General features: G+C 60.3%; 18 protein-coding genes and 2 pseudogenes. 8 read left to right on the forward strand and 12 right to left on the reverse strand.

The features are described from left to right. Positions 1-362 precede the first annotated feature (362 nt). Entirely contained in the window at positions 363-1,175 is an 813-nt protein-coding gene (locus AAFX91_RS04345) for a DUF3108 domain-containing protein (protein ID WP_165421049.1), read from the reverse strand. A gap of 534 nt (positions 1,176-1,709) precedes the next feature. Here AAFX91_RS04345 and AAFX91_RS04350 point away from each other — a divergent pair. The 5 genes and pseudogenes from AAFX91_RS04350 to AAFX91_RS04370 all read left to right on the forward strand — a co-directional run bounded on the left by AAFX91_RS04350 (position 1,710) and on the right by AAFX91_RS04370 (position 6,474). Continuing rightward, entirely contained in the window at positions 1,710-2,156 is a 447-nt protein-coding gene (locus AAFX91_RS04350; protein ID WP_282528112.1) for a (2Fe-2S)-binding protein, read from the forward strand. Continuing rightward, the gene (locus tag AAFX91_RS04355) at positions 2,156-4,342 is read left to right on the forward strand and encodes a xanthine dehydrogenase family protein molybdopterin-binding subunit (protein ID WP_130578074.1); all 2,187 of its coding nucleotides are present in this window, start codon (positions 2,156-2,158) and stop codon (positions 4,340-4,342) included. Before AAFX91_RS04350 ends, AAFX91_RS04355 begins: the two co-directional genes overlap by 1 nt. Before the next feature lie 653 nt (positions 4,343-4,995). After that, a pseudogene (locus AAFX91_RS04360) lies at positions 4,996-5,181 on the forward strand (hypothetical protein); the annotation flags it as partial. Positions 5,182-5,184: 3 nt separating this feature from the next. Next, positions 5,185-5,439, forward strand: a complete 255-nt coding sequence (locus AAFX91_RS04365; protein ID WP_394565682.1) for a hypothetical protein — start codon at positions 5,185-5,187, stop codon at positions 5,437-5,439. 441 nt (positions 5,440-5,880) lie between these two features. After that, the gene (locus AAFX91_RS04370) at positions 5,881-6,474 is read left to right on the forward strand and encodes a TetR/AcrR family transcriptional regulator (RefSeq protein WP_130578072.1); all 594 of its coding nucleotides are present in this window, start codon (positions 5,881-5,883) and stop codon (positions 6,472-6,474) included. 99 nt (positions 6,475-6,573) lie between these two features. On the opposite strand, the gene AAFX91_RS04375 is transcribed toward AAFX91_RS04370, so the two are convergent. Further along, positions 6,574-7,002, reverse strand: coding sequence for a DUF2147 domain-containing protein (locus AAFX91_RS04375; protein ID WP_130578071.1), 429 nt, complete (start codon positions 7,000-7,002; stop codon positions 6,574-6,576). 205 nt (positions 7,003-7,207) lie between these two features. Here AAFX91_RS04375 and AAFX91_RS04380 point away from each other — a divergent pair, with 205 nt between their 5' ends. Further along, entirely contained in the window at positions 7,208-8,122 is a 915-nt protein-coding gene (locus tag AAFX91_RS04380; protein WP_394565651.1) for an SDR family oxidoreductase, read from the forward strand. A gap of 8 nt (positions 8,123-8,130) precedes the next feature. After that, on the forward strand, positions 8,131-8,349 hold the full coding sequence (locus tag AAFX91_RS04385) for a hypothetical protein (protein WP_130578069.1): 219 nt from the start codon (positions 8,131-8,133) through the stop codon (positions 8,347-8,349). Positions 8,350-8,484: 135 nt separating this feature from the next. Here AAFX91_RS04385 and AAFX91_RS04390 read toward each other — a convergent pair whose 3' ends face one another. Then, complete coding sequence (locus AAFX91_RS04390; protein ID WP_394565652.1) at positions 8,485-9,108, reverse strand: TetR/AcrR family transcriptional regulator; 624 nt, start codon at positions 9,106-9,108, stop codon at positions 8,485-8,487. Positions 9,109-9,254: 146 nt separating this feature from the next. Here AAFX91_RS04390 and AAFX91_RS04395 point away from each other — a divergent pair. Continuing rightward, positions 9,255-9,374, forward strand: a pseudogene (locus tag AAFX91_RS04395) (transposase); the annotation flags it as partial. 39 nt (positions 9,375-9,413) lie between these two features. Here the strand turns inward: AAFX91_RS04395 and AAFX91_RS04400 are convergent. The 9 genes from AAFX91_RS04400 to AAFX91_RS04440 all read right to left on the reverse strand — a co-directional run bounded on the left by AAFX91_RS04400 (position 9,414) and on the right by AAFX91_RS04440 (position 21,769). Beyond that, a complete protein-coding gene (locus AAFX91_RS04400; RefSeq protein WP_394565653.1) occupies positions 9,414-12,167 on the reverse strand; it encodes a glucosidase in 2,754 nt (917 codons plus the stop codon). Position 12,168: 1 nt separating this feature from the next. After that, complete coding sequence (gene tkt / locus AAFX91_RS04405; protein WP_394565654.1) at positions 12,169-14,235, reverse strand: transketolase; 2,067 nt, start codon at positions 14,233-14,235, stop codon at positions 12,169-12,171. 145 nt (positions 14,236-14,380) lie between these two features. Continuing rightward, complete coding sequence (gene zwf, locus AAFX91_RS04410; protein ID WP_394565655.1) at positions 14,381-15,754, reverse strand: glucose-6-phosphate dehydrogenase; 1,374 nt, start codon at positions 15,752-15,754, stop codon at positions 14,381-14,383. A gap of 2 nt (positions 15,755-15,756) precedes the next feature. Further along, on the reverse strand, positions 15,757-16,788 hold the full coding sequence (gene gnd, locus AAFX91_RS04415; RefSeq protein ID WP_394565656.1) for a phosphogluconate dehydrogenase (NAD(+)-dependent, decarboxylating): 1,032 nt from the start codon (positions 16,786-16,788) through the stop codon (positions 15,757-15,759). Between the two features lie 95 nt (positions 16,789-16,883). After that, on the reverse strand, positions 16,884-18,518 hold the full coding sequence (gene pgi / locus AAFX91_RS04420; RefSeq protein WP_282528100.1) for a glucose-6-phosphate isomerase: 1,635 nt from the start codon (positions 18,516-18,518) through the stop codon (positions 16,884-16,886). A 12-nt stretch (positions 18,519-18,530) separates the two neighbouring features. Further along, positions 18,531-19,238, reverse strand: a complete 708-nt coding sequence (locus AAFX91_RS04425) for an ROK family protein (RefSeq protein ID WP_130578062.1) — start codon at positions 19,236-19,238, stop codon at positions 18,531-18,533. A gap of 27 nt (positions 19,239-19,265) precedes the next feature. Then, positions 19,266-20,351, reverse strand: a complete 1,086-nt coding sequence (gene tal / locus AAFX91_RS04430) for a transaldolase (RefSeq protein WP_394565658.1) — start codon at positions 20,349-20,351, stop codon at positions 19,266-19,268. Between the two features lie 4 nt (positions 20,352-20,355). Further along, positions 20,356-21,045: an HAD family hydrolase gene (locus AAFX91_RS04435; protein ID WP_394565659.1), complete on the reverse strand. Its 690-nt coding sequence runs from the start codon at positions 21,043-21,045 to the stop codon at positions 20,356-20,358. Positions 21,046-21,148: 103 nt separating this feature from the next. After that, positions 21,149-21,769: a histidine phosphatase family protein gene (locus tag AAFX91_RS04440; RefSeq protein ID WP_394565660.1), complete on the reverse strand. Its 621-nt coding sequence runs from the start codon at positions 21,767-21,769 to the stop codon at positions 21,149-21,151. Positions 21,770-21,874: the final 105 nt, after the last annotated feature.

The raw sequence follows: 21,874 nt of genomic DNA on the forward strand, positions 1-21,874 counted from the left end.
CAAGGCTTCCTCCTAAAAGAAAGCCTTGAATCACGTTCAATCTGATTTGAGAATCCCAAGAGTCCACACGGCCTAGTCGTATGGCGTCGTTGGTTCGAACACCGTGTCGGGGAAACGTGGGTCCGGATCCGCATGATGCGGCCCACGTCCATCGCGGCAACTGATCGTCCGCACCCTTCGAGCATCAGCGCCGGAAGGAGATCATTCCCGCGCCTGTAGCCGGCACGATGGGAAAGATTTTCCGGCCGGCCTGAGCGCTCTCCCATGATGTCGCTTGCGGCGGGAAGGCGTTTAACCTCCTTCGGAAGTCGATGAATCGAGTCGAAACTGGGACTGCTTCACTGGCGCGTGCCGACGGGCAGTTATTGCGTCTTGTGTTCCTCGAGCTTTATGACTCCGGTACCCAATGGCATGGGTACGGTCGCCGAGACTAACATGACCATTGAGGTGCCCCTCACCGGAGCCAGGCGAACTTCGATACCCTGGTTGGCGACCATGAATTTTGTCATCGACGAATTTGGGTCGTGACCCGCGAGAGGGACGAACCGCGCGGAGCATACGGCCGCGGGACCGGAATAGCCTCGGGTCTTGAGTTGCTCCGTCCTGAGGTAAGAGAGGGTTATATCCGCCCGGAAAACACCGTTGAACACGCGCAAGGTTCGGTTGCAGGAGGAGGGGCCCACTCCATCGTCACCGGGCGGAACAGTCAGTATGAGTGCGCTAACGGGATCGACCACATTTTGCTTGTATTCTTCCTTCAAAGGAACCAGTGCCGCGCTATCTTCGATCGGTGGATCAATCTCGGTGGTTTGCGCGTTGCCGCCCTTGAGCGACACCCGTATGCTTTGCGCTCTGCCGGTCCCGACTTGGCTGGTCGTGAAGTGCGAGGGAAGAAGGGCTCCTTCGCGGACAAGCCCATTCGCCTTCATGTTGATCTTATACGACATAGCGACTCTCGCGGCGCCCGTTAGCTGGGCATCAAGGTCAGCTTGGTAGGATGACGCGCCAATGTCGTTCGCCGTCTTAACCTCGCCGACCCGAACCCCCAGATAAGCCAGCGAATACCGCGCATAGACCGTCGCAGCCATGGCCGATTGAGGGATTGGCCCTGATACCGCAACGGCCATAAGCGCCGCGATCGTTCGCCTGGCTGGTTTCCCTGCCCAATCGATCATTGTTCGACCTCTTTCTGCGAGCGCGCCAGCGCCGCGTAGTAACTTGGTTCCTTGCCTCGGCCTTGCATTCAAAGTTCGTTCCGGTCGAAGGAGGCTGCCATCCGGATTCAACTTTGTCCGATCTGAGGCGCAAATAGCGCTAAGCCGGGCGCCACCAAGTGCCGAGAGTGGAGGTGTTGTGAATTCGCCTCGGCACGGCGGCAAGTTGGTGACCCGCGTCGCTCTCACAGCCGCGGGGGTCGACTGATCCACGATGGGCTCGAAGCAATCGCATGGCATTCCCCCGGAACAATAGACGGAATGATCGATCTATTATCGAGGACGAATTTTAGCGTCAAGAGAATTAGACCGGTCGCTCTATTTAAGGGGGCTGAGTCCAACTCGAAAGCGACTAAAGATATTGTGTACGCGCCAAATGGCCGCATAAAAGCTCAACCTCTGGGCTTGTTGTTGCACTGAGTGCGATATAAACTTTACACTTGGTGCAATTATTTAGCCGCTCCGCCGCGGGCCGGGGCGGAGGCAAGGAGCGCGGTGATGAAGCTCAACGTCAATGGAAACGACCGGAACTTCGACGGCGATGTCCGCATGCCGTTGCTCTGGGCCATCCGCGATCATCTCGGGTTGACCGGGACGAAGTACGGTTGCGGCGTCGCCCAATGCGGAGCCTGTACGGTTCATGCGGACGGGCAGGCTCTGCGTTCGTGCTCGATTTCCGTAGCCGACGCGCAAGGCATGAGGATCAGGACGATCGAGGGATTGGGTGCAGACCATCGCCTGCTTGCCGCTTGGGTCAAGCACGACGTTCCGCAATGCGGCTACTGCCAGTCCGGCCAGATCATGCAAGCCGCCGCGCTGCTTGAAGCGATCCCTAAGCCCACCGACGCCGACATCGATGGTGCCATGAGTGGAAACATCTGCCGATGTGGGACCTATCAGCGCATCAGAGCGGCGATCAAGGATGCGGCAGGAGTCGCGTGATGTCCGAACGTAAATCCGAAGAACGGTCGTCGCGATCGCCCGTGCTCACCCGCCGGCGTCTGGTCTTGGGCGGCAGCCTGCTGGGCGGGGCGCTAGTGGTCGGTTACACGGCAAGAAACATAGGAGCCGTCGCGTCTGGCGCGCTGAGCATCGGCGCGCAAAGCCCGGATCCAAGCGCGTTCGGGCCGTTCATCAAGATCGACGAAGCGGGCTGGGTTACCGTCGTCAACAAGCATCAGGAGATGGGGCAGGGCACCCACGCGGGGCTCGCGGCAATCGTCGCGGAAGAGCTTGACGCGGATTGGGAAAAAGTCAGGCTCGAGTCGTCCCCCGCAAATGCCGCCATCTACAAGAACACGGTGATGGGAATCCAGGCTACCGCGGGCTCGAGCGCCATCGCAGGCTCGTGGGACCAGCTTCGCCACGCCGGTGCCGCCGCGCGCGCGATGTTCGTGCAGGCTGCTGCCGGAAAGTGGGGCGTACCCGTCGCCTCGATCAACGTACGAAGCGGCGTCGTATATCACGCCGGTTCGGACCGTCAGGAAACTTTCGTTGAGTTGCTCGCTGACGCGGCGAAGGTCACGCCGCCGGCGAATCCGACGCTCAAGGATCCCAAGGACTACAAATTGATCGGAACGGATCTTGTGCGCCGCAAGGATAGCCAATCCAAGAGCAACGGTACTGCGCGTTACACGCAGGACGTCCAGCTTCCGCGCATGCTCACGGCAATGGTTGCCCACCCTCCCCGTTTCGGAGGCAAGCTCGCCAGCTTCGACGCCGGCGCGGCCCGAAGAATACCCGGCGTGGTGGACGTGTTCGAGATCGGGAGCGGCGTGGCGGTGGTTGCGGAAGACACCTGGTCCGCGCGCCGCGGGCGCGACGCGCTCAAGATCACTTGGGACGACACGAAGGCCGAGACGCGTTCATCGCACGAACTGCGGGCTCTCTACCGCGATATCGCCAACGGCAAAACCGATGTGACCGGCGCGGCGTTCCATACCGTCGGCAATGTCGAGCGGGCCTTCGATGGAGAACTTTTCGAGGCGTCGTTCGACTTCCCGTATCTCGCACATGCTGCGATGGAGCCGATGAACTGCGTCGCGCGGGTCGACGGGCGCAAGGTGAAGCTGATGTTCGCGTCGCAGCTGCAGACCATGGACCAGATTAATGCCGCGCTGACGGCGATCTCGCTGCCCGGCATGGTCGAGATCGAAACGTTGCCGGCGGGCGGATCGTTTGGACGCCGGGGCATCATGACATCCGACTACGTTGTCGAATGCGTCAACATCGCCCGTCACGTGGGTGGCGGCAGGCCGGTCAAGCTCGTCTGGACGCGAGAAGACGACATGACTTCAGGATACTACCGGCCGATGGTTCACCACAGGATTTCCATCAAGTGCGGCGACGCAGGCCTTCCGGCTGCCTGGCGCCATCACGCCGTGGCGCAGGCGCTGATTCCGTTCGGCGCCAACGAAATCGCTGTCGAGGGCATCAAGAATTCGCCGTACCTTGCCGTCGCGGCCGTGGTCGATGGCAAGGTTTTCACGCCGAAGCTCGCCGTGCCTCCAGCATTCTGGCGCTCGGTCGGCAACTCTCACACGGCCATGGTCCTCGAACATACAGTCGACCAGCTCGCGCGTCGGGCCAAACGCGATCCGGCCGAGTACCGCCGCGCAATCTATGCGAAGGCAGGCGATGTCCGTCGGCTCGCCGTATTGGAGCTCGTCTGCAAGAAGGCAGGTTGGGCCGGCCCGATCGAAGCCGGGTGGGCACGCGGGCTCGCCGTTCACGAATGCTTCGGTACCGTCGTCGCCCAGGTGGCCGAAGTATCCATGCGCGGAGGAATCCCGAAAGTGCGCCGCGTGGTCTGCGCGGTTGATTGCGGCGTCGCCGTAGCTCCGAACCAGATTGCCGCGCAGATGGAGGGTGGGGTCTGCTTCGGACTAAGTGCCGCGCTCTACGGCCGCATAACGCTTGATCGCGGCGTTCCGCAGGAAACGAACTTCGACGGTTACAGGGTTCTTCGCATGGACGAGGCGCCTTCCGTCGAAACCTACATCGTGCCTTCGCGGAGGAACCCGACGGGTGTGGGCGAACCCGGTGTGCCATTGATCGCTCCCGCCGTGGCCAACGCGATTCTGAGCCTCACCGGAAGGGCGACGACCGGTCTTCCGTTCGTCACGTGATCTTGGGAGCGAAATCGTCCCTCAGCAATACCTTTGAACCGAACGTCTGCCTCGAACCGCTTCGTCGAGAGCCACACATCTCGCACGATTTCCTCTCATTTATCGAAGGAGAGTTGCCATGAAGTTCGACCGTCGGAGTCTCATTCGTTGCCTTGCGGCGGCTGTCCTCAATCTTCAGTCGATCGCAGTTGCGCACGGGGAATCGTCAGCGACCCGCGGGGACCATCAGTCGGTTTCCCTCGAATCGGAGGGCGACATCCGCGGGGTCCTGGTGACGATGGTGCGCTCGTGACGGCCGGTCGTCTTCAGCGGGGCCACCTCCGGGGTACGTTGCGGACCGGCTTGGTGGCCGCTGCGGACCACATCGAAGCACAGACGAACCTCGGCCCGATGAAGACAGCTTCGATCGACTTGGCGCTTAACCTGCTGGATGCCGATAGCGTCTCCGGCAAGTTGGATGATCTAAAGAATAGATTTCCCATTGTCGTGACCCTCCTCGAGAGGCACGGGGCACCCTTGCCGACGTTGCGTCAGTTCGGATCGATGTGCCGTAGGGCAGAGAACTACGAACTAGCCATGGAGGCGTTCGTCGCGGCCCTTTCCCTGGCGCCGACCGACGTCCGGCTGTGGCGCGACCTTTCGAGCATCTACGAATGCCTCTCCCGCGACGAGCTGGCCGAGACCTGCCTGCGCAAAGCGTTGGAGCTGGAGATCGTCCACGCCGACACCTGGCTCCGACTGGCGATTCTCACCGGCAGGAGAGAGGCGACGCCGAAGAGTCGGAAAAAGCTTTCCTCTCCGCGCTCGCTCTCGATCCGAGCCTTGCGGAAGCCAGCTTCGGCTTGGGCGCGCTCTATCTGAAGGTTGGTCGCTACGAAGACGCGGCCGAGCACTTCCGCAACGGAATCGAGCACGGGGACGCGAGCGGATACGTCGGCCTGGGGCGTGCCACCTACATGCTCGCGGAATTTACGAAATGCGCCGAAGCCTTCGAGAAGGCGGCGGCATTCGGTCCGCTCGACGCGGACGACTTCCGGCAATACGCCCGGGCGCGGAGCTATGCCGCGTTCTCGTCGGCAAAGCCGAGCAAGGCGTGACCGCCTGTACGACCTTGGCAGGCGTCGTCGTGGAACGAATCGAGGATACTAACACTGCGAGCCACCGCGAACCCGGATGCAACGGCCGCCCAAATCGCCGGGGCTGCCGAGCGCTCAAAAGCCTCGTCGGCGTCTTGAGATACTGATTGCGTCCGCTGCAAAGCAGCGCTGTGACTCCAGTGGATTGACGTTCGGCGAGAAGGCGAATTTGCCCGGACTCCCGCACTCGCTTCGCAAGGTCGTGCATACAGACTCTGCTATTGTCCGCGGCTTGCTCTTCGCATCCTGACGGCCTATCCCAGCAGCGAAGACCGGCCGTTGTCTGAAGAAGGAAACCATGCGCTCTTGACCTTACTGGACAGAGAATCGCACTATGCGCAAGAATCCATTATTGCACTCGATGAAGGTCACCAAGGGCTGAAATTCATGCGACAATAGGTCATGAAGAACACATCTCCGAAGGAAGAGGGGGTTCGCGAACGCAAAAGGCGCGAAACCCTGCAACGCATAGCCGAAACGGGTCTGCAACTGTTTGTGAAGCACGGCTACGACGCGACCACTCTCGAGACAATCGCGGAAGCTTCGGGAATTTCGCGAAGGACCTTCTTCTACTACTTCAAGTCCAAGGAGGAGATTGTGCTCGCTTGGCAGCGGGGACTGGCGGAGGCGCTCAGGAGCGTGGTTTTGGAACAGTCCACCAAGCAGCCCCCGCTTGAAGCAGTGAAGAATGCTCTATTGAAACTCACGGCGCGTTATCACTCCGACAAGAGCATCATGATCGACAAGCTGATGCGCTCGAACGAAGCATTGGCGGCCCGGACCCACGCCAAATATGTCGAGAGCGAGCAGGCCGTATTCGAGGCGCTCTGCATTATGTGGCCGGAACCGAAGCGACAGAAGGCGCTGCGCGCGGTCGCCATGATGTCGATCGGCGCGATGCGTCTGGCGCTCGAAGCGTGGGGCGCCGAGGAGGGAAAACGCCCTCTCTCGGCCTATCTCCGCGATTCGTTCGCGAACTTGAAGGCCGAGCTCTAAGCTTCCGCGCTGAGAGGTCGGCTCTTCCGATGATGCTATTCCGAGCCCGAGGCGGGAATGCCGCCAGGTACCGGGATCTTTCGTCGTCCGGCGCCGCTGTCAGGATTTCGAGCCCGACGCCGCCGACGCCCTTCTGAAAACGACAGTTCTGCCGAGAAGCGAAACTCCCACGTAGCCGCGCAGCCGGAGTTCGCCTTCGGCGACTTCCGCGTCGCAGTTGTAACTTTGTCCCGAACGGCCGTCATACAGCGTACCTCCGGTATACTTCCCGTCCTTCCACGTAAGTCCCTTGATCAACACAATTCCCTTCAGAGATCTCGACCGTAGCGACGGATCGGGATTGTGGGCGTCGAGCTTGAACGTCTTACCGTCGGCCTCGACGACTTTGTCGCCCCAGAGCAGGCGCGCATTGTATTCCGGGCCGGCATTGAACATGTCGATCTTGAGGTTGTCGGATTCCCATATGCCGACGATATCATCGGGCTTCTTGCTTTGGGCCAAGGCACCGGTGGTGCCCGCGATGAGCATCAAGACGATTCCGGCTGCGGCTAACGCTTTCCAACTCGGCATTGCAGATCCTTTCGAAAAACTCGCACTGGGTGTAGTTAATGTATTACACTGAGTGTAATTATTCAAGCGCCCCTCGGGGTGAGCAGTTGCGCGGCCGCTCTCCGGATATTAAATAGATCGAGTGATCGATCTAATATAGGCAGCAGTTCAAAAAGGAATCGATATGGCAAAGTGGACTACGGCCGACATGCCATCACTGCATGGCCGATCCGTCATCGTAACCGGCACGGGAGGGCTCGGCTTCGAAGACGCTCTGGCGCTTGCTTGCGCCGGTGCGGAGGTCATCGTGGCCGGGCGCAACCCTGCCAAGGGTGCGGAGGCATTGGCCCGCATCCGCGAGGCAGTGCCGCAGGCGAATGCTGGCTTCGAGGAGTTAGACCTTGCGAGTCTGGCCTCGATCGCCGCCTTTAGCGAGCGGCTGCGCGGCACGCGTGCCAGCCTCGACGTGCTCATCAACAACGCCGGGGTGATGGTCCCGCCGGTTCGGCGCGTGACCTCGGACGGGTTCGAGCTTCAATTCGGGACCAACTATCTCGGCCACTTCGCGCTCACGGCCGGACTGATGCCGTTGCTTCGCAAGGGCCGCGACCCGCGCGTGGTGACGATATCCAGTGTCGCGGCGCGCAATGGCAAGATCGACTTCGACAACCTCCAGGGGGAGCGCGATTACAAGCCGATGGCGATCTACAGCCAGTCGAAGCTGGCCGACTTGATGTTCGCGCTTGAGCTTCAGCGCCGCAGTGATCGCGGCCGCTGGGGTGTCGCCAGCCTCGCGGCCCATCCCGGCGTCTCGCGCACCGATTTGCTGCCCAATGGCGCCGGGCGAAGCAGCATCGTCGGTCTTACGCGGCGGCTTTTCTGGTTCATGTTCCAGCCGGCTGCGCAAGGCGCGCCGCCGACCCTCTTCGCCGCCACCTCGCCCGACGCGCGTCCCGGCACGTACTATGGGCCCGACAAGATGAACGAGATGCGTGGACACCCGGCGGAGGCGAAGCTGCCGCCCCAGGCCAAGGACGCCGAAGTCGCCTTCCGCCTGTGGGAAGTCTCCGAACGGCTCTGCCGCGTCCAGTTCGGGTAGGCCGCGCCATGAGCAAAATGCGTTCCCGCCTCGCTCTAGGCGGCGCGATCCTGACGGCTGGGCTCGCCGGCTGCGGCGAGCGACTTGTCGACGTCAGTCCGTCATTGTCACCGGTGCAGCGTGACGAGGTGCAACGCCAAGCGATCCGGCCGCCGATCGAGCGTGACGCGGACTTCGAGACGGTCGCTGTCGATCCGTTCGATGAAGCGGTGTCCCGACGATCGTGAGTGAACTCGCAACCTTCGTGCCGCACCCCGCAAGTCCAATAGGTCACTGATCGGTGTTCGCCGAATCAGCCTTTGCCGGAATGGGGGGCAAGACCTTTTTTGCGGGTACGTCGTGGCGTACCAGTCTCGGCCCGATCATGGACGCGAGCGGAAAGGTGGTGTTGATTTCGTTGCCTTTTGCGTCGGTGAACGGAGAAGTCCCGTCAATACCGACTTGAATGTGTCTTGAACCTTTTTAAGGTCGGATCGCGACGCGCGAAGGGTCATCGCTTTCGCAGCGTCAACAAGGCCGATTACCGCCGTCGCCCCAGCCTCCGGATCCAATTTGGGATCGATTTCGCCTCGCCTTTGTCCGTGACGTAGGACTTCCGCCATCACGCTACGCCTGCTTAGGTCGTATGTCCGCAATATCTTCGCTACTTCGGGGTTGCGCGCACTCTCGGCGAAGACTTCGTACATAAGCGCGAGTTTGGCCGGCTGGCTCCCTTTCGCCTGCATGTCCATTTCGGAAAGAATCGCATTGATTACCGAGCGATCTCCGCCAACTGCCGATCTAAAGCGTTCCGCTGCAGTCTGAAGGTATGCCTCTGACAGTGCTCCGATGATCGCTTCCTTGCTCTCGAAATAATGATAGAGGTGCCCAGGGCTGATCTTTGCTTCGGAGCATATTTGGGCCGTGGAGGCTCCCTTGAGTCCGCTCCGCAAAAAGCAGCGCATCGCCGCCGTCAAAATTTCCTGACGCTTATTTTCGTGCTTCACAGGGTCGAGTTTCCGCATAAGTGCCCTATAAGCCGAAGTAATCGCTGTTACAAACGAATTAGAGCGATCAGAACTATTGGAAGATCGAGCTGCTGCCCGGTTTGATGGACATCAGGATTCGGTGTTCATGAAGCCGGAGGTGGGCGATGAAGAGACGGAAGTTCAGGCGCGAGTTCAAGGTCGAAGCGGTCAAGCCGCTCAGGGAACGCGGGGTGTCGGTGGCGCAAGCCAGCCGCGACCTGGACGTTCACACGAATCAGCGAAGGAGCGAGGAGCAGTACGGTTAACTGTCGTCTCGCATGCGTTTACGAATTTCCGCACGAGCGCCCGGCAACTTCTGCTTCCTGACTCGCGGTCGATGCGGGTGATGACCAATTCGAAATATTGCGACCTCTGCGCGAGTCCCTATCGTGTCGCAAACGCCGATTAGCCACCAGCGCGCCGGCGAGAGCGGTCCAGCCGGTCTGATGCGAGGCGCCAAGGCCCTCGCCGGTATCGCCATGAAAATACTCGTAGAAGAGCAATAAATCGCACCAAGCCCCGCCGCGCCGGAAGCGGGGATTCAATCCGAGCGCTGGTCGCTGGCCCTCTGCGTTCCGGAGGAACAATCTGAGTAGTCGGCGCTCGAGTTCTTCGGCCACTTGCTCGAGGCTTGCCTGCCTGCCTGATCCTGTCGGCAATTCAACGGTGAAGTCTTCCCCAAAGTTGGTATGCAGATGTCGTAGCGACTCGATTGCGAGAAAATTGAGCGGAAACCAGATCGGTCCGCGCCAGTTCGAATTGCCGCCGAACAGTCCGGTCCGAGATTCGCCCGGCTCATAGTCGAGACGAGCGACATGTCCGTCCATGTTGACGATGAGCGGATGTTCGCGGTGGTAACGCGACAGCGATCGCAGCCCGTAAGACGACAGAAACTCCGACTCATCGAGCATACGCGCGAGAATCTGCTTCATGCGCGACTTGCCCACCAGCGAGATCAGCCGAGGGCGTTCATTGGTCGGCGGCATGTGCAGGAATTCTGCAAGGTGCGGCTTGTTCTCGATGTACCAGCGCGTGCGCTGGCGAAACATCGGCAGTCGTTCCCACAGCGCCGCATCGAGCTCTACGGCCGCAAAGATTGGCAACAGTCCCACCATGGAACGCGCGCGCACCGTGAAAGTCGAGCCGTCGCGCTTGCGAAGCCGATCGTAGAAAAAGCCGTCTTGGTCGTCCCAGAGCCTGCTCATGGCGGCGGCGATTAGAGCGAAATGCTCGAAGAACTTTACCGCGACGTCCTCGTAGCTAGGCTGATGGTTGGCAAGCAGGAGTGCCATCTCCAGCATGTTGAGACAGAACTTGGCCATCCAGGCGGTGCCATCCGACTGCTCCAGTACATCGCCTTCGGGGAGCATCTGCGAGCGGTCGAACGGGCCGATGTTGTCGAGTCCTAGGAAGCCGCCCTCGAACACGTTGTCGCCACATGCGTCTTCTCGATTTACCCACCAGGTGAAGTTGATCAAGAGCTTTTGAAAAGCGCGAGCCAGAAAATCGAAATCGGTGCCGCCATCGATCCGGAACACCGCAAGCGTGGCCCACGCTTGAACTGGCGGATTCACGTCTCCGAAATTCCATTCATACGCCGGCAACTGGCCGTTCGGGTGCATGTACCATTCGCGCGCCAGCAGCAGCAGTTGATGCTTCGCTGCTGAGGGGTCGATGTGCGCCAGCACCACGCAATGGAAGGCGAGATCCCATGAGGCATACCATGGATATTCCCATTTGTCGGGCATGGCGATGATGTCGTGGTTGTTCAGATGGCGCCAGTCCGCGTTGCGACCGAACGTGCGTGCCTGGGGCGGACGTATGATGTCGCCGGCGAGCCAGCGCGCGACGTCGTAATGGTAGAACTGCTGGCTCCACAGCATTCCAGCGAACGCCTGCCGCATAACTGCGGCCTCATCCTCGCTCGCGCTGTCAGGGGTCAGCGCTTTATAGTACTCGTCAGCTTCGCGGCTCCGGTCGGCATGGATCCGCTCGAAGTCTGCCCCGAGGTCCGCGGTCTGGCCCAGCCCATCACGTGCCAGGCGAAGCCTGAGCTCGACCGTTTCGCCGGCAGCGACGTTGAGGCGATACCAGCAGGCCATTTTTGTGCCCTGCCTCGCAGGATTTACTGTCGCCGCACCGTGGACGACGTGGTCGTTGATGCCGTCCTTTGGATAGGGCGTCTGCTCAGCAGTGACGCCATACAGGTACTTGGCATTGGTTTCGTTTTCACAGAACAGCAGCAGCGGCGGCCTTCCGGCCGGATCCGCCCCGGCAGTGAAGCGCCAGCGGCCCAGCAGTTCTTCTTCAGCGATCGCGCCGACGTTGCCGGTTTCAGCGGTCGCCCGGATGGTCGGCCGTGCGACACCTGCCTCCCATGACCAGCGGTTGCGAAACCACAGTGTCGGAAGCACGTGAAGCTCAGCCGGATCGGGTCCCGCGTTACGAACGCTGATGCGTATGCATACATCATGAGGTAATGCTTTGGCGTAATCCGCCGTGATCTGCCAGAAACGATCCCCTTCGAAAGCACCGGTATCCACGAGTTCAAATTCAGGCTCGTCCTTGTTGCGCCTTGCGTTCTCCTGCCGAAGCAACGCGTAGGGAAACTCCGCGTGCGGATAGTGGTAACGCCAACGAAGCCACGAGCTGGTCGGTGTTGCGTCTACGTACCACCAGTACTCTTTGGCATCTTCGCCGTGATTTCCCTCTGGACCACTGAGACCGAAGATACGTTCCTTGAGGAGGGGGTCACGTCCATTCCAAAAGGCTAGAGCAAAACACAGGCGCTGCGCTCGATCGCAAAGGCCGGCGAGACCGTCCTCGTTCCACCGATAGGCGCGCGAGCGCGCGTGTTCGTATGGGAAGTATTGCCAGGCTTGTCCATCCGCACTGTAGTCTTCACGCACCGTACCCCAAGCCCGCTCGCTGATGTAAGGCCCGATCGCTTTCCAGTCACCGGGAGTATCGGGCGACGAGTCGGCAAGCCTTGCATGCTCAGCCGAACGGGGTGGAACGGTTCGCCCGACATGGTCCATGCTATGCGGCTTTCGAGGGCTGCAACATCGCCTTGACCGTCGCGATGACATGATCGACAGTGAACCCGAACTCCTGCTGCAAGGCCTTCAGTGGAGCGGAAGCGCCAAAAGTGTGCATGCCAATGACTCGGCCAGTCCGCCCGACGTACCGCTCCCAGCCGAACGTTGACGCCTGCTCGATTGCAACGCGGGCCGTGACCTCCGGCGGCAAGACGGCGTCGCGGTATTCCTGCGTCTCGCGTTCGAAGACATCCCAGGAAGGCATCGAGACCACGCGCGAGCGGATACCATCCAAGCTAAGTCTCTCATGAGCGTCGGCCGCCAAACTCAACTCACTGCCGGTGGCAATCAGGATTATGTCTGGCTTGCCGTCAGGGGCGTCGGCAAGCACGTAGGCGCCTCGCGACACCCCGGATGCCGATGCATATTTGCTGCGATCGAGGGTCGGTAACGGTTGACGAGACAGCGCCAACAAGGCTGGCCGATGACGAAGCTGCATGACGTAGCGATAGGCCTCCACCACTTCGTTGGCATCACCCGGCCGGAACAGCGTCAGACCCGGCATTGCCCGCATTGAGGCGAGATGCTCGATCGGTTGATGCGTTGGGCCGTCTTCGCCATCGCCCATGGCATCATGGGTAAAAACAATGACGACCGGTAGCTCCATCAGCGCGGCCAGTCGTATCGCGGGCCGGGCGTAGTCGCTGAAAATCAGGAAGGTCGCGCCGAACGGCCGCAGTTTCGATAGTGCCAGACCGTTCAGGATTGCAGCCATCGCGTGTTCGCGGATGCCGAAATGCAAATTCTTGCCGCCCGGTGTGGCGGCCTGAACATCGCCTGCGCCTTCAAAGGTTAGCAGCGTCTTGGTCGATGGACCTAGATCGGCCGAACCGCCAATCAACCAGGGAACGTTCTGCGCTAGAACGTTCAGGACCTTTCCCGACGCCTCACGACCCGCGAGGCCCTTCGAATCGGCCGGGAATGACGGCAGGTTACGGTCCCAGCCTGCCGGAAGCTTGCGCTGTTGCATCTGGTCGATCTCGGTCGCCAGCGCGGCATACTTCGAGCGGTAATCAGCGAACAGGGCCTGCCATTTGCGGTGGGCCTCGGCGCCTCGCACGCCGACGCCGGAGGCGAAGTGTTCGATAACGCCGTCAGGCACCAGGAAACTCGAGTCTTCGGGCCACCCATAGGCGCGCTTGGTGAGCTTGACTTCTTCAACACCGAGCGGCTCGCCATGCGCCGCGGCCGTATCGTGGCGGTGTGGCGAGCCGTATCCAATATGGCTGTCGAGTATCACCAGCGTCGGTCGGCCGCTCGTGTCGCGAAACGTTGCCAAGGCCTGTTCAATGCCCGCAATGTCGTTGGCGTCACCGACATGAAGGATATTCCAGCCATAACCGGTGAAACGGACGGCTACATCTTCGGTGAATGCCAGCCGCGTGCTGCCTTCTATCGTGATGTGGTTGTTGTCGTAGATCCAGCACAGATTGTCGAGGCCAAGGTGGCCGGCGAGCGACGCCGCTTCAGAGCCAACACCCTCCATCAGGCATCCGTCTCCGCACACGGCATAGATGTCGTAATCGAAGATAGCAAAATCCGGCTTGTTGTACCGCACAGCGAGCCAGCGCTGCGCGATTGCCATGCCGACGCTGGTCGCAATGCCTTGTCCGAGCGGGCCGCTGGTCGTCTCCACGCCGGATACCAGGTGGTATTCGGGATGCCCTGGCGCGTGACTCCCAATCTGGCGAAAGCGCCGGATATCGTCGAGAGTGACAGCAGGCCTGCCCAACGTTTCGTACTCGGCATTCACGGCCTGCGTGCCCGTAAGATAAAGCACCGACCACAGCAGCATTGACGCGTGGCCGTTCGACAGCACGAAGCGGTCGCGGCCGGGCCAGATCGGATCTTGCGGATCGAAGCGCATGACTCGGTTCCAGAGCGTATAGACAAGGGGCGCAAGCGCCATCGGCGTGCCGGGATGGCCGGAGTTGGCGGCCTGGACCGCGTCGATCGACAGTGTGCGGATGGTGTTGATCGCGAGCTGGTCGAGTTCGGCGTCGGTCATGGCTGATTTCCTCCCGCAGGCGTCGATTACAGGCCGCTTGTGCGCGGCAACCGGTGTGCGTGCTTCGTCAGCGATAGGCTGCCGCCCATCGAGCAACAGAGGCGGGATCGAGGAGCACTTCGATCTACATTCCTCACTCTCTGCGTTACGCTACCGTTGGGTTGTGCCAGCCGCCCGGTGGCGTGACATTCTTGTCCGCTTCATGAGGCCCCCAGCTTCCGGCTTGGTATTCGTGGACGGGGGTCACCTTCTTCAAGACCGGATCGACGATCCGCCATGCTTCTTCGACATAGTCCTGTCGTGCAAACAGCGTCCGGTCGCCGTTCATGGCGTCGCCGAGCACGCGTTCATATGCATCCATCTCTTCTGGGCCAGGGCGGCGGCTCGCCAACAATTCGACCGGCTCGCCGACCTCTCGATCACCCTCATCCATCACCATCGTGCCAAGAGCAATGGCCATGTCGGGATTGATGCGAAACCGCAAATAATTCGGTATCGCGGCGCAATGGGGAAAGATCGGCGGAGCCTCACGAAGGCGTACGATCACCTCCGTGCAAGTCACGGGAAGCGATTTTCCGGCACGGATGTAAAATGGCACTCCCTGCCAGCGCCAGGAGTCGATCTCCAGTCGCAGCGCGGCGAACGTCTCCACCTGCGAGTCCGGAGCAACGCCAGGCTCCTGCCGGTAGCCGTGAAACTGTCCGCGCACCAACTCCTTCTCAGCGATCGGTGGAATCGATCTCAGGACCTTGACCTTCTCGTCACGCAGCGATTCGCTGTCCGATCGGGCTGGCGGTTCCATCGCCAGATTGGCCAACACCTGAAACAGATGATTCTGGATCACGTCGCGAATTGTGCCGGTTTGATCGTAGAACGCACCACGACCCTGCACGCCGAAATTCTCCGCCATTGTGATCTGCACGCTGCTCACGAACTTGCGGTCCCAGAACGACTCCAGGAACGCGTTTGCGAAGCGAAAGAAGACCATGTTGTGAACAGGTCGTTTTCCGAGATAGTGGTCTATGCGGAAGATATGATCTTCGTCGAACCTGGCGAGCAGAATCTTGTTGAGGTTGCGTGCCGAGGCGAGATCATGCCCGAATGGCTTCTCCACAATGACACGCGCGCCGTTGGTGCAATCGGCAGTGTCGAGCCGCTCCACTACGGTTGCAAACAATGCCGGTGGGATCGCCAAATAATGTGCCGGCCGCTGCGCCGAGCCGAGCTGCCTGCGAAGGGCGTCGAACGTGGTCGGATCGGCATAGTCGCCATCCACGTAACGTAAAAGACCGACTAGCTTGTCAAACGCAGCGGGGTCGAGGCCGCCGTGCTTTTCGAGGCTATCTCGTACCCGGGCCTTGAGCTGGTCGAGTGTCCAGCCGGCCTTTGCGACGCCGATGACGGGCACATCGAGGTGGCCCCGTTTCAGCATCGCTTGCAGCGACGGAAAGATCTTCTTGTAGGCGAGATCGCCGGTTGCGCCGAAAAACACCAATGCGTCGGATCTAGGTTCGCTCATGGCTATCTCGGTCTCTCATTGGCCGCCTTTTCCAAGTGTCCACCGAACTCGTAGCGCATCGCCGAAAGCAGCTTGTTCTGGAAGTCAGCCTCGCCGCGAGAACTGAAGCGCTCGTAAAGCGCCGTCGTCAGCACCGGGGCGGGGACTGCTTCGTCGATCGCTGCTGCGATGGTCCAGCGTCCTTCGCCGGAGTCAGATACGCGCCCTGCGAATTTGGAGAGCGCCGGATCTTCCAGCAACGCTGTTGCTGTCAAATCGAGAAGCCACGAGGCAATCACGCTGCCGCGCCGCCACACTTCTGTGATTTCGGGCAGCTTCAGGTCATATTGGTAGTGCTCGGGAACGCGAAGCGGTGTTGTTTCGGCATCCGTCGCGTGCGTCTGCTTACCAATGTTTGCCGCACGCAGGATACCGAGGCCCTCGGCATACGCCGCCATCAGCCCGTACTCGATACCGTTGTGGACCATCTTGACAAAGTGACCGGCGCCGCTCTGCCCGCAGTGGAGATAGCCGTGCTCGGAGGTGCCGGCGGGAGCGCGCTCTCGTCCTGGCGTGCGCGGGATATCGCCGACACCGGGGGCGAGGGTCTTGAAGATGGGATCCAGCCGCTGCACTGCCTCGTCAGGACCGCCGATCATCATGCAGTAGCCGCGCTCGAGACCCCACACGCCGCCGCTGGTGCCGACGTCTACATAATTGATGCCGCTCCGCGCCAACTCCTTGGAACGCCTGATGTCATCGATGTAGTAGGAGTTGCCGCCGTCAATCAGAGTGTCGCCGGCTTCGAGCAGCGGCAGCAGATCACCGATCGATCTATCCACGACTGCTGCCGGAACCATCAACCAGATCGCTCGGGGCTTTTCGAGCTTTTTTACGAAATCCGCCAGCGAAGAGCTGCCGGTCGCCTTGTCCTTCACCAGATCCGCCACCGCATCAGGTGACATATCGAAGACGACACATTGGTGGCCATGTCGGAGAAGTCTTCGCACCATATTGGCGCCCATTCGGCCAAGGCCGATCATTCCGAGCTGCATGGGTGGCTCCTCTGAAGGATGTTGCTGCTACGACGTGGTTTGCTCTCCGGTGCCCAGATTTCTCGGCGCCTCGAGATCGGTATTTATGGGTGCTCCTACCTGAACGTACGGTATCGTCTAATCAGGGCGTTGGTTGAACTGTCGTGGCCGAGCTTCGGTTCAATCTCGCTGGTGAGTTCCGGGATGATGCGCTGGGCCAAAACCTTGCCAAGCTCAACGCCCCACTGATCGAATGAATCGATGTTCCAGATCGTCCCCTGCGTGAAGACGCTGTGTTCGTAAAGTGCAACCAGCTTACCGAGTGCGGCGGGTGTCAGCCGTTCCAGCAGAATCGTGTTGGAGGGCCGGTTTCCTTCGAACACGCGATGTGGAACGAGCCAGTCGGGCGAACCCTCCGCCTTAACTTCGTCGGCCGTCTTGCCGAATGCGAGCGCTTCGCCCTGCGCAAAGACGTTCGCGATCAACATGTCATGTTGCTCCCCAACTTGGTTGAGTGTCTTCTGAAAGGCGATGAAGTCGCAGGGAATGAGGCGAGTGCCCTGATGGATGAGCTGATAGAACGAGTGCTGGCCGTTGGTTCCAGGCTCGCCCCAATAAATCGGACCGGTGTCATGCGCGACAGGATTGCCCTCGAGCGTGACGTGCTTTCCATTGCTCTCCATCGTCAATTGCTGGAGATAGGCCGGAAATCGTTTCAGGTATTGCTCGTACGGCAACACGGCAACCGTCTGCGCGCCGAAGAAATTATTGTACCAAATGGCAAGCAGCCCCATCAGCACGGGCAGGTTGCGCTCGAACGGCGCGGTGCGAAAATGCTCATCCATCTCATGGAAGCCGCCGAGCATGGCGCGAAAGTTGTCCGGGCCGATGGCAAGCATCGTCGAGAGTCCGATCGCTGAGTCCATGGAGTACCGTCCGCCGACCCAGTCCCAGAAGCCAAACATGTTAGCGGTGTCGATGCCGAAATTGGTCACTTCCTTTGCGTTGGTCGACACCGCGACGAAATGCTTCGCGACCGACTTCTCGTCACCCCCAAGTGCCGTGAGCGACCAATTGCGCGCGCTTCGGGCATTGGTCATGGTCTCCAGCGTTGTGAAGGTCTTGGAAGAGATAATGAACAGGGTCTCCGCCGGATCGAGATCGCGGGTCGCCTCCGCGAAATCGGTTCCGTCCACGTTGGAGACGAACCGGAACGTCATCGCGCGGTCGCTGTAGTGCTTGAGCGCCTCATAGGCCATCACGGGCCCGAGATCGGAGCCGCCGATGCCGATGTTGACGATGTTACAGACCGGCTTGCCGGTGTGGCCGTGCCACGCGCCGCGGCGTAGGCGATTGGAGAAGTCGGTCATGCGGTCGAGTACCGTATGGACCTGGGGTACAACGTCCTCGCCATCAACCAGGATCGATTGCCCTTTCGGCGCGCGCAGCGCTACGTGCAGAACGGCCCGCTTCTCGGAAGTATTGATCTTCTCGCCGCTGAACATCGCATCGATCCGCGCCCGCAGTCCCGACTGTTCGGCCAGTTGCAGCAGCAGATTCAGCGTTTCATCGGTTATGCGGTTCTTGGAGTAGTCGAGGTAGAGTCCTGCTGCCTCGCTCGTCAAACGGTCACCGCGTTTGGGGTCTTGAGCAAAAAGCTCGCGCAGATGTAAGCGGCCGACCTTCTGAAAATGTGCCGACAGAGCGTTCCAGGCGGGAAGTACAGTGACTGATTTCGTGGCTGTTGGCATTCATCGCTCCTGCTAACGCATCATGGCGGCTTGCGCAGCTTGCTTGCGCGAGCGAGCACTCTTCTCCGCCAGCGGGCCTTCCCACATCCGGAATCCGCCCTTGAACGCGTTCGCGTTATCCCCGTGCCGGCACGATGGCGGCAGTTGTTTCAGCTTCTTGGCGTTGCCGCCGCCCAGCACGACGTCATCGGGTTGGAGTGCCGCAACCAGGCATTCAACAACATCCTCGACGCGCTTTCGCCATGCCTTCTTCCCAAATTCTTCCAGCGCGCGAGCGCCAACATAATCCTCGTAGGTACGCTTCTTGTAGGGCAAATGGCCAAGCTCCATTGGCTGGACAATGCCGTCCACGATCATCGTCGAGCCAAGCCCCGTCCCGAGCCCTAGAAACAACATTTTGCCGCCCCGGTAGCTGCCGAGCGCCTGCATCGCGGCATCGTTGATGACTTTCGTCGGCAGTTTGAATGCTGCAGTGAAGTTGAAACCAATCCAGCCTTTTCCGAGGTTGTGAGGTTCGGTCACAGGCCGGTCATGCACTACGGGGCCCGGATAACCAATCGACACCACGTCATATTCCCAACCATCGGCCAGTTTCTTGACGCTTGATACCATCTGCCGTGCCGTCAGGGTCGGCCCGGAGTCAATTTCTCGTTTCTCTTTTTCGCCGGAGGCAAGGATCTTGACGTGGGTGCCGCCAACGTCGACGACCAGTATATTCATTGGGAGGACCTTAGTCTCGATTGCAACCTAGCTTGCCTTCTTGAGCACCTCGGTTTTGGCAGAGATAACCTCCAGCAGTTCGTTCCAGGATTTGACAAACGACTTGGCGCCCTCGTCCTGCAACGTTGCTGCTAACGCATCGACATCGATGCCGGCCTTTGCAAATTGCGACAGCACCTCTTCGGAGTCGCCGCCATCGGCCGCCAACATCTCTCCAACGTCTCCGTGGTCGGCGAGGGCCTTCACCGTGCTTTCCGGCATGGTGTTGACCGTGAGCGGCGCGGCCAGCGCCTTGATGTACAGGACGTCGGATGCCGCGGGATCCTTGGTTCCCGTGCTCGCCCATAGCAGGCGCTGTGGCCGCCCACCCTCGTTGTAAATACGCCGCGAGCGTGCTGAGCCGACCAACTCGCAGGCTGTCTTGTATGTTCGTTTCGCGATTGCGATACCGAGCTTGTTGTGTAAAGGCGCGGGAACCTTGTTGGCGACGGCGGCATCCCAGCGACTGACGAAGACCGATGCAACGGAGCCAACATTTGGATTCAGACCGGCTGCAATGCGCCGCTCGATGCCCCGCAGATATGCCTCGGCCGCGGCGCGGTAGTGCTCTCGGCTGAACAACAGGGTCACATTCACGGGCACGCCGGCGAAAATTGCCTCTTCGATGGCGGGCAGCCCTTCCCTGGTGCCGGGTATCTTGATGAAGAGGTTGGGGCGCTTCGCCTGTGCGTGCAACTCCCTGGCGGCTGCGATTGTGCTCGCCGTATCATGTGCAAGGAGTGGCGAGACCTCGAGCGAGACCCATCCGTCTACACCATTGGTGCGGTCCCAAATCGGGCGGAACAGGTCCGCTGCCTGCGCCAGGTCTTCGATTGCTAGTTCGAAGAACAGCGTCTCACCCGACTTTCCCTCGTTCAGCTTGCGGCGGATCGCAGAATCATAATGAGAGCTGTTCTTGATCGCGTGATCGAAGATTGTCGGGTTCGATGTGAGCCCCGACAGCGACAAGTCGTCAATGTAGCGCTTCAAAGTGCCGCTCGTTAGCAGGTCGCGCGTGATGTTGTCGAGCCAAACGCTCTGTCCGAGCTCGTGGAGCTTTTGCGTTGCCTTCATCGCTTCACCTCCGCACAGCTTCGAGTTGAGGGATTGCCGCAAGCAGGCGACCCAGATCACAGTCGAGCAGGTCTCCGATCCGGTCCACCGTCACGTCGGGTGTGAAGGAGGCGAGCGCCTTCGCGTTATGCGCATATTGTCCCTGTCGAGGGAAAATAGTGGTGACGCGACTGCCCCAAGCTTCCTTGACCGCGGCGAGGATTCGCGGCTTGTCGTCCACCAGGACGTAGTGCAGTGCCGGATAGCGGGACGCGACATCGTCGAGCGCGAGTTCCTTATGGATGTAGATCAACACATGCGCGTTGACTGCCTCTGAAAGGCCGGAGCGCTCAACCTTACGCGGTTGAAAAACAACGTCGCCATCAGTGAGAAGGACGGTTGGGCCCCACTGACGCAGTCGTTCGAGCACATCAAGCGATCCCGGATACAGACGATTGGCGAACGGGTAATCGACCAGGAACGAAGACATGGACAACAGATGCATGTCCTGCGGGTGTTCGACACGGTATCGCTGCAGTGCACCGAGATAGTCTCGATACCCCAGTTCGACAAACAGGTCGTCGAGAATTGCCCAGTACCGGTCGCGACAGGCGGCACCGTACTGGCGCTCGAGGTGGGCCTTGATGTCAGCCTGGATGTGGTCGTTGTCGAGAAGCGTATTGTCGACATCGACCAGAAAGACGACCTGATTCATCGGTCTTACCCTTACGCAACTCTCTGCAATATGCTCAGCGCGCGCGCCTAACACGCACGGGGCATATTCAAGAGTATGTTACCCCGACTGGCGCTTCTAAACCTCAGTGTGCGAAGGCTGGTGCGAACCGACCTTCGACGTGCCGGGTGTCATTCCACAGCCGGATCGCTGGTTCTGACTGATCGTGTTCGTACCCAAGTATGCTCAGGCTTGCAGTGTCGAGCGTGAAGAACCGTCCGGCCCCCGCATCGAGGCCTAACCAGCGTGCGGTCAAAACTCGGAGAAAATGTCCGCTCGAAAACAATAACACGTTCCCTGGGACGTTGCGAACGCGCTCCACAATGCGATCGGCCCGGGCGCCGACTTGGTTCGGTGTTTCTCCTCCCGGACAGCCGTCGCGAAACAATTGCCAGCCAGGACGCTCTTCATGGATCTCCTTTGTGCGACGCCCCTCGTATTGGCCGTAGTTCCATTCCAGCAGATCGCGGTCGGGTTCCGCTTCGACGCCGAAGCCAGCCAACTCAGACGTCCGGACCGCTCGCTTCAGGGGGCTCGTGAACACTTTCGCGAAAGTGAAACCCAGCAACCGCGAGCCCAAACTCTGCGCATTGAGCTCACCGCGCTCGGTGAGAGGCAAATCTGTGAGGCCGGTATGCTGGCCTGAGAGGCTCCACGCGGTCTCGCCATGCCTTGCAAGGCAAATGATCGGAAGGACGGCGCTCATGGTCTCGCCCCTTCAGCTTGGTCCTTCCGGCGCGTGCGGCGGAAAGAACTGAACTCGGAACACTTCGTACTAGGGCATCTCCGTATCAAGGCCCGTGCGCGCGCC

The organism is Bradyrhizobium sp. 31Argb, assembly GCF_043638955.1.
In the GTDB taxonomy this organism is placed as follows: Bacteria; Pseudomonadota; Alphaproteobacteria; order Rhizobiales; family Xanthobacteraceae; genus Bradyrhizobium.

Bases quoted from the DNA above. Each gene is read 5' to 3' on its own strand.
- AAFX91_RS04345 (WP_165421049.1), bottom strand. From the start codon at position 1,175: ATGATCGATTGGGCAGGGAAACCAGCCAGGCGAACGATCGCGGCGCTT.
- AAFX91_RS04355 (WP_130578074.1), top strand. From the start codon at position 2,156: ATGTCCGAACGTAAATCCGAAGAACGGTCGTCGCGATCGCCCGTGCTC.
- AAFX91_RS04370 (WP_130578072.1), top strand. From the start codon at position 5,881: ATGAAGAACACATCTCCGAAGGAAGAGGGGGTTCGCGAACGCAAAAGG.
- AAFX91_RS04375 (WP_130578071.1), bottom strand. From the start codon at position 7,002: ATGCTCATCGCGGGCACCACCGGTGCCTTGGCCCAAAGCAAGAAGCCC.
- AAFX91_RS04380 (WP_394565651.1), top strand. From the start codon at position 7,208: ATGGCAAAGTGGACTACGGCCGACATGCCATCACTGCATGGCCGATCC.
- AAFX91_RS04385 (WP_130578069.1), top strand. From the start codon at position 8,131: ATGAGCAAAATGCGTTCCCGCCTCGCTCTAGGCGGCGCGATCCTGACG.
- AAFX91_RS04400 (WP_394565653.1), bottom strand. From the start codon at position 12,167: ATGGACCATGTCGGGCGAACCGTTCCACCCCGTTCGGCTGAGCATGCA.
- tkt (WP_394565654.1), bottom strand. From the start codon at position 14,235: ATGACCGACGCCGAACTCGACCAGCTCGCGATCAACACCATCCGCACA.
- zwf (WP_394565655.1), bottom strand. From the start codon at position 15,754: ATGAGCGAACCTAGATCCGACGCATTGGTGTTTTTCGGCGCAACCGGC.
- gnd (WP_394565656.1), bottom strand. From the start codon at position 16,788: ATGCAGCTCGGAATGATCGGCCTTGGCCGAATGGGCGCCAATATGGTG.
- pgi (WP_282528100.1), bottom strand. From the start codon at position 18,518: ATGCCAACAGCCACGAAATCAGTCACTGTACTTCCCGCCTGGAACGCT.
- AAFX91_RS04425 (WP_130578062.1), bottom strand. From the start codon at position 19,238: ATGAATATACTGGTCGTCGACGTTGGCGGCACCCACGTCAAGATCCTT.
- tal (WP_394565658.1), bottom strand. From the start codon at position 20,351: ATGAAGGCAACGCAAAAGCTCCACGAGCTCGGACAGAGCGTTTGGCTC.
- AAFX91_RS04435 (WP_394565659.1), bottom strand. From the start codon at position 21,045: ATGAATCAGGTCGTCTTTCTGGTCGATGTCGACAATACGCTTCTCGAC.
- AAFX91_RS04440 (WP_394565660.1), bottom strand. From the start codon at position 21,769: ATGAGCGCCGTCCTTCCGATCATTTGCCTTGCAAGGCATGGCGAGACC.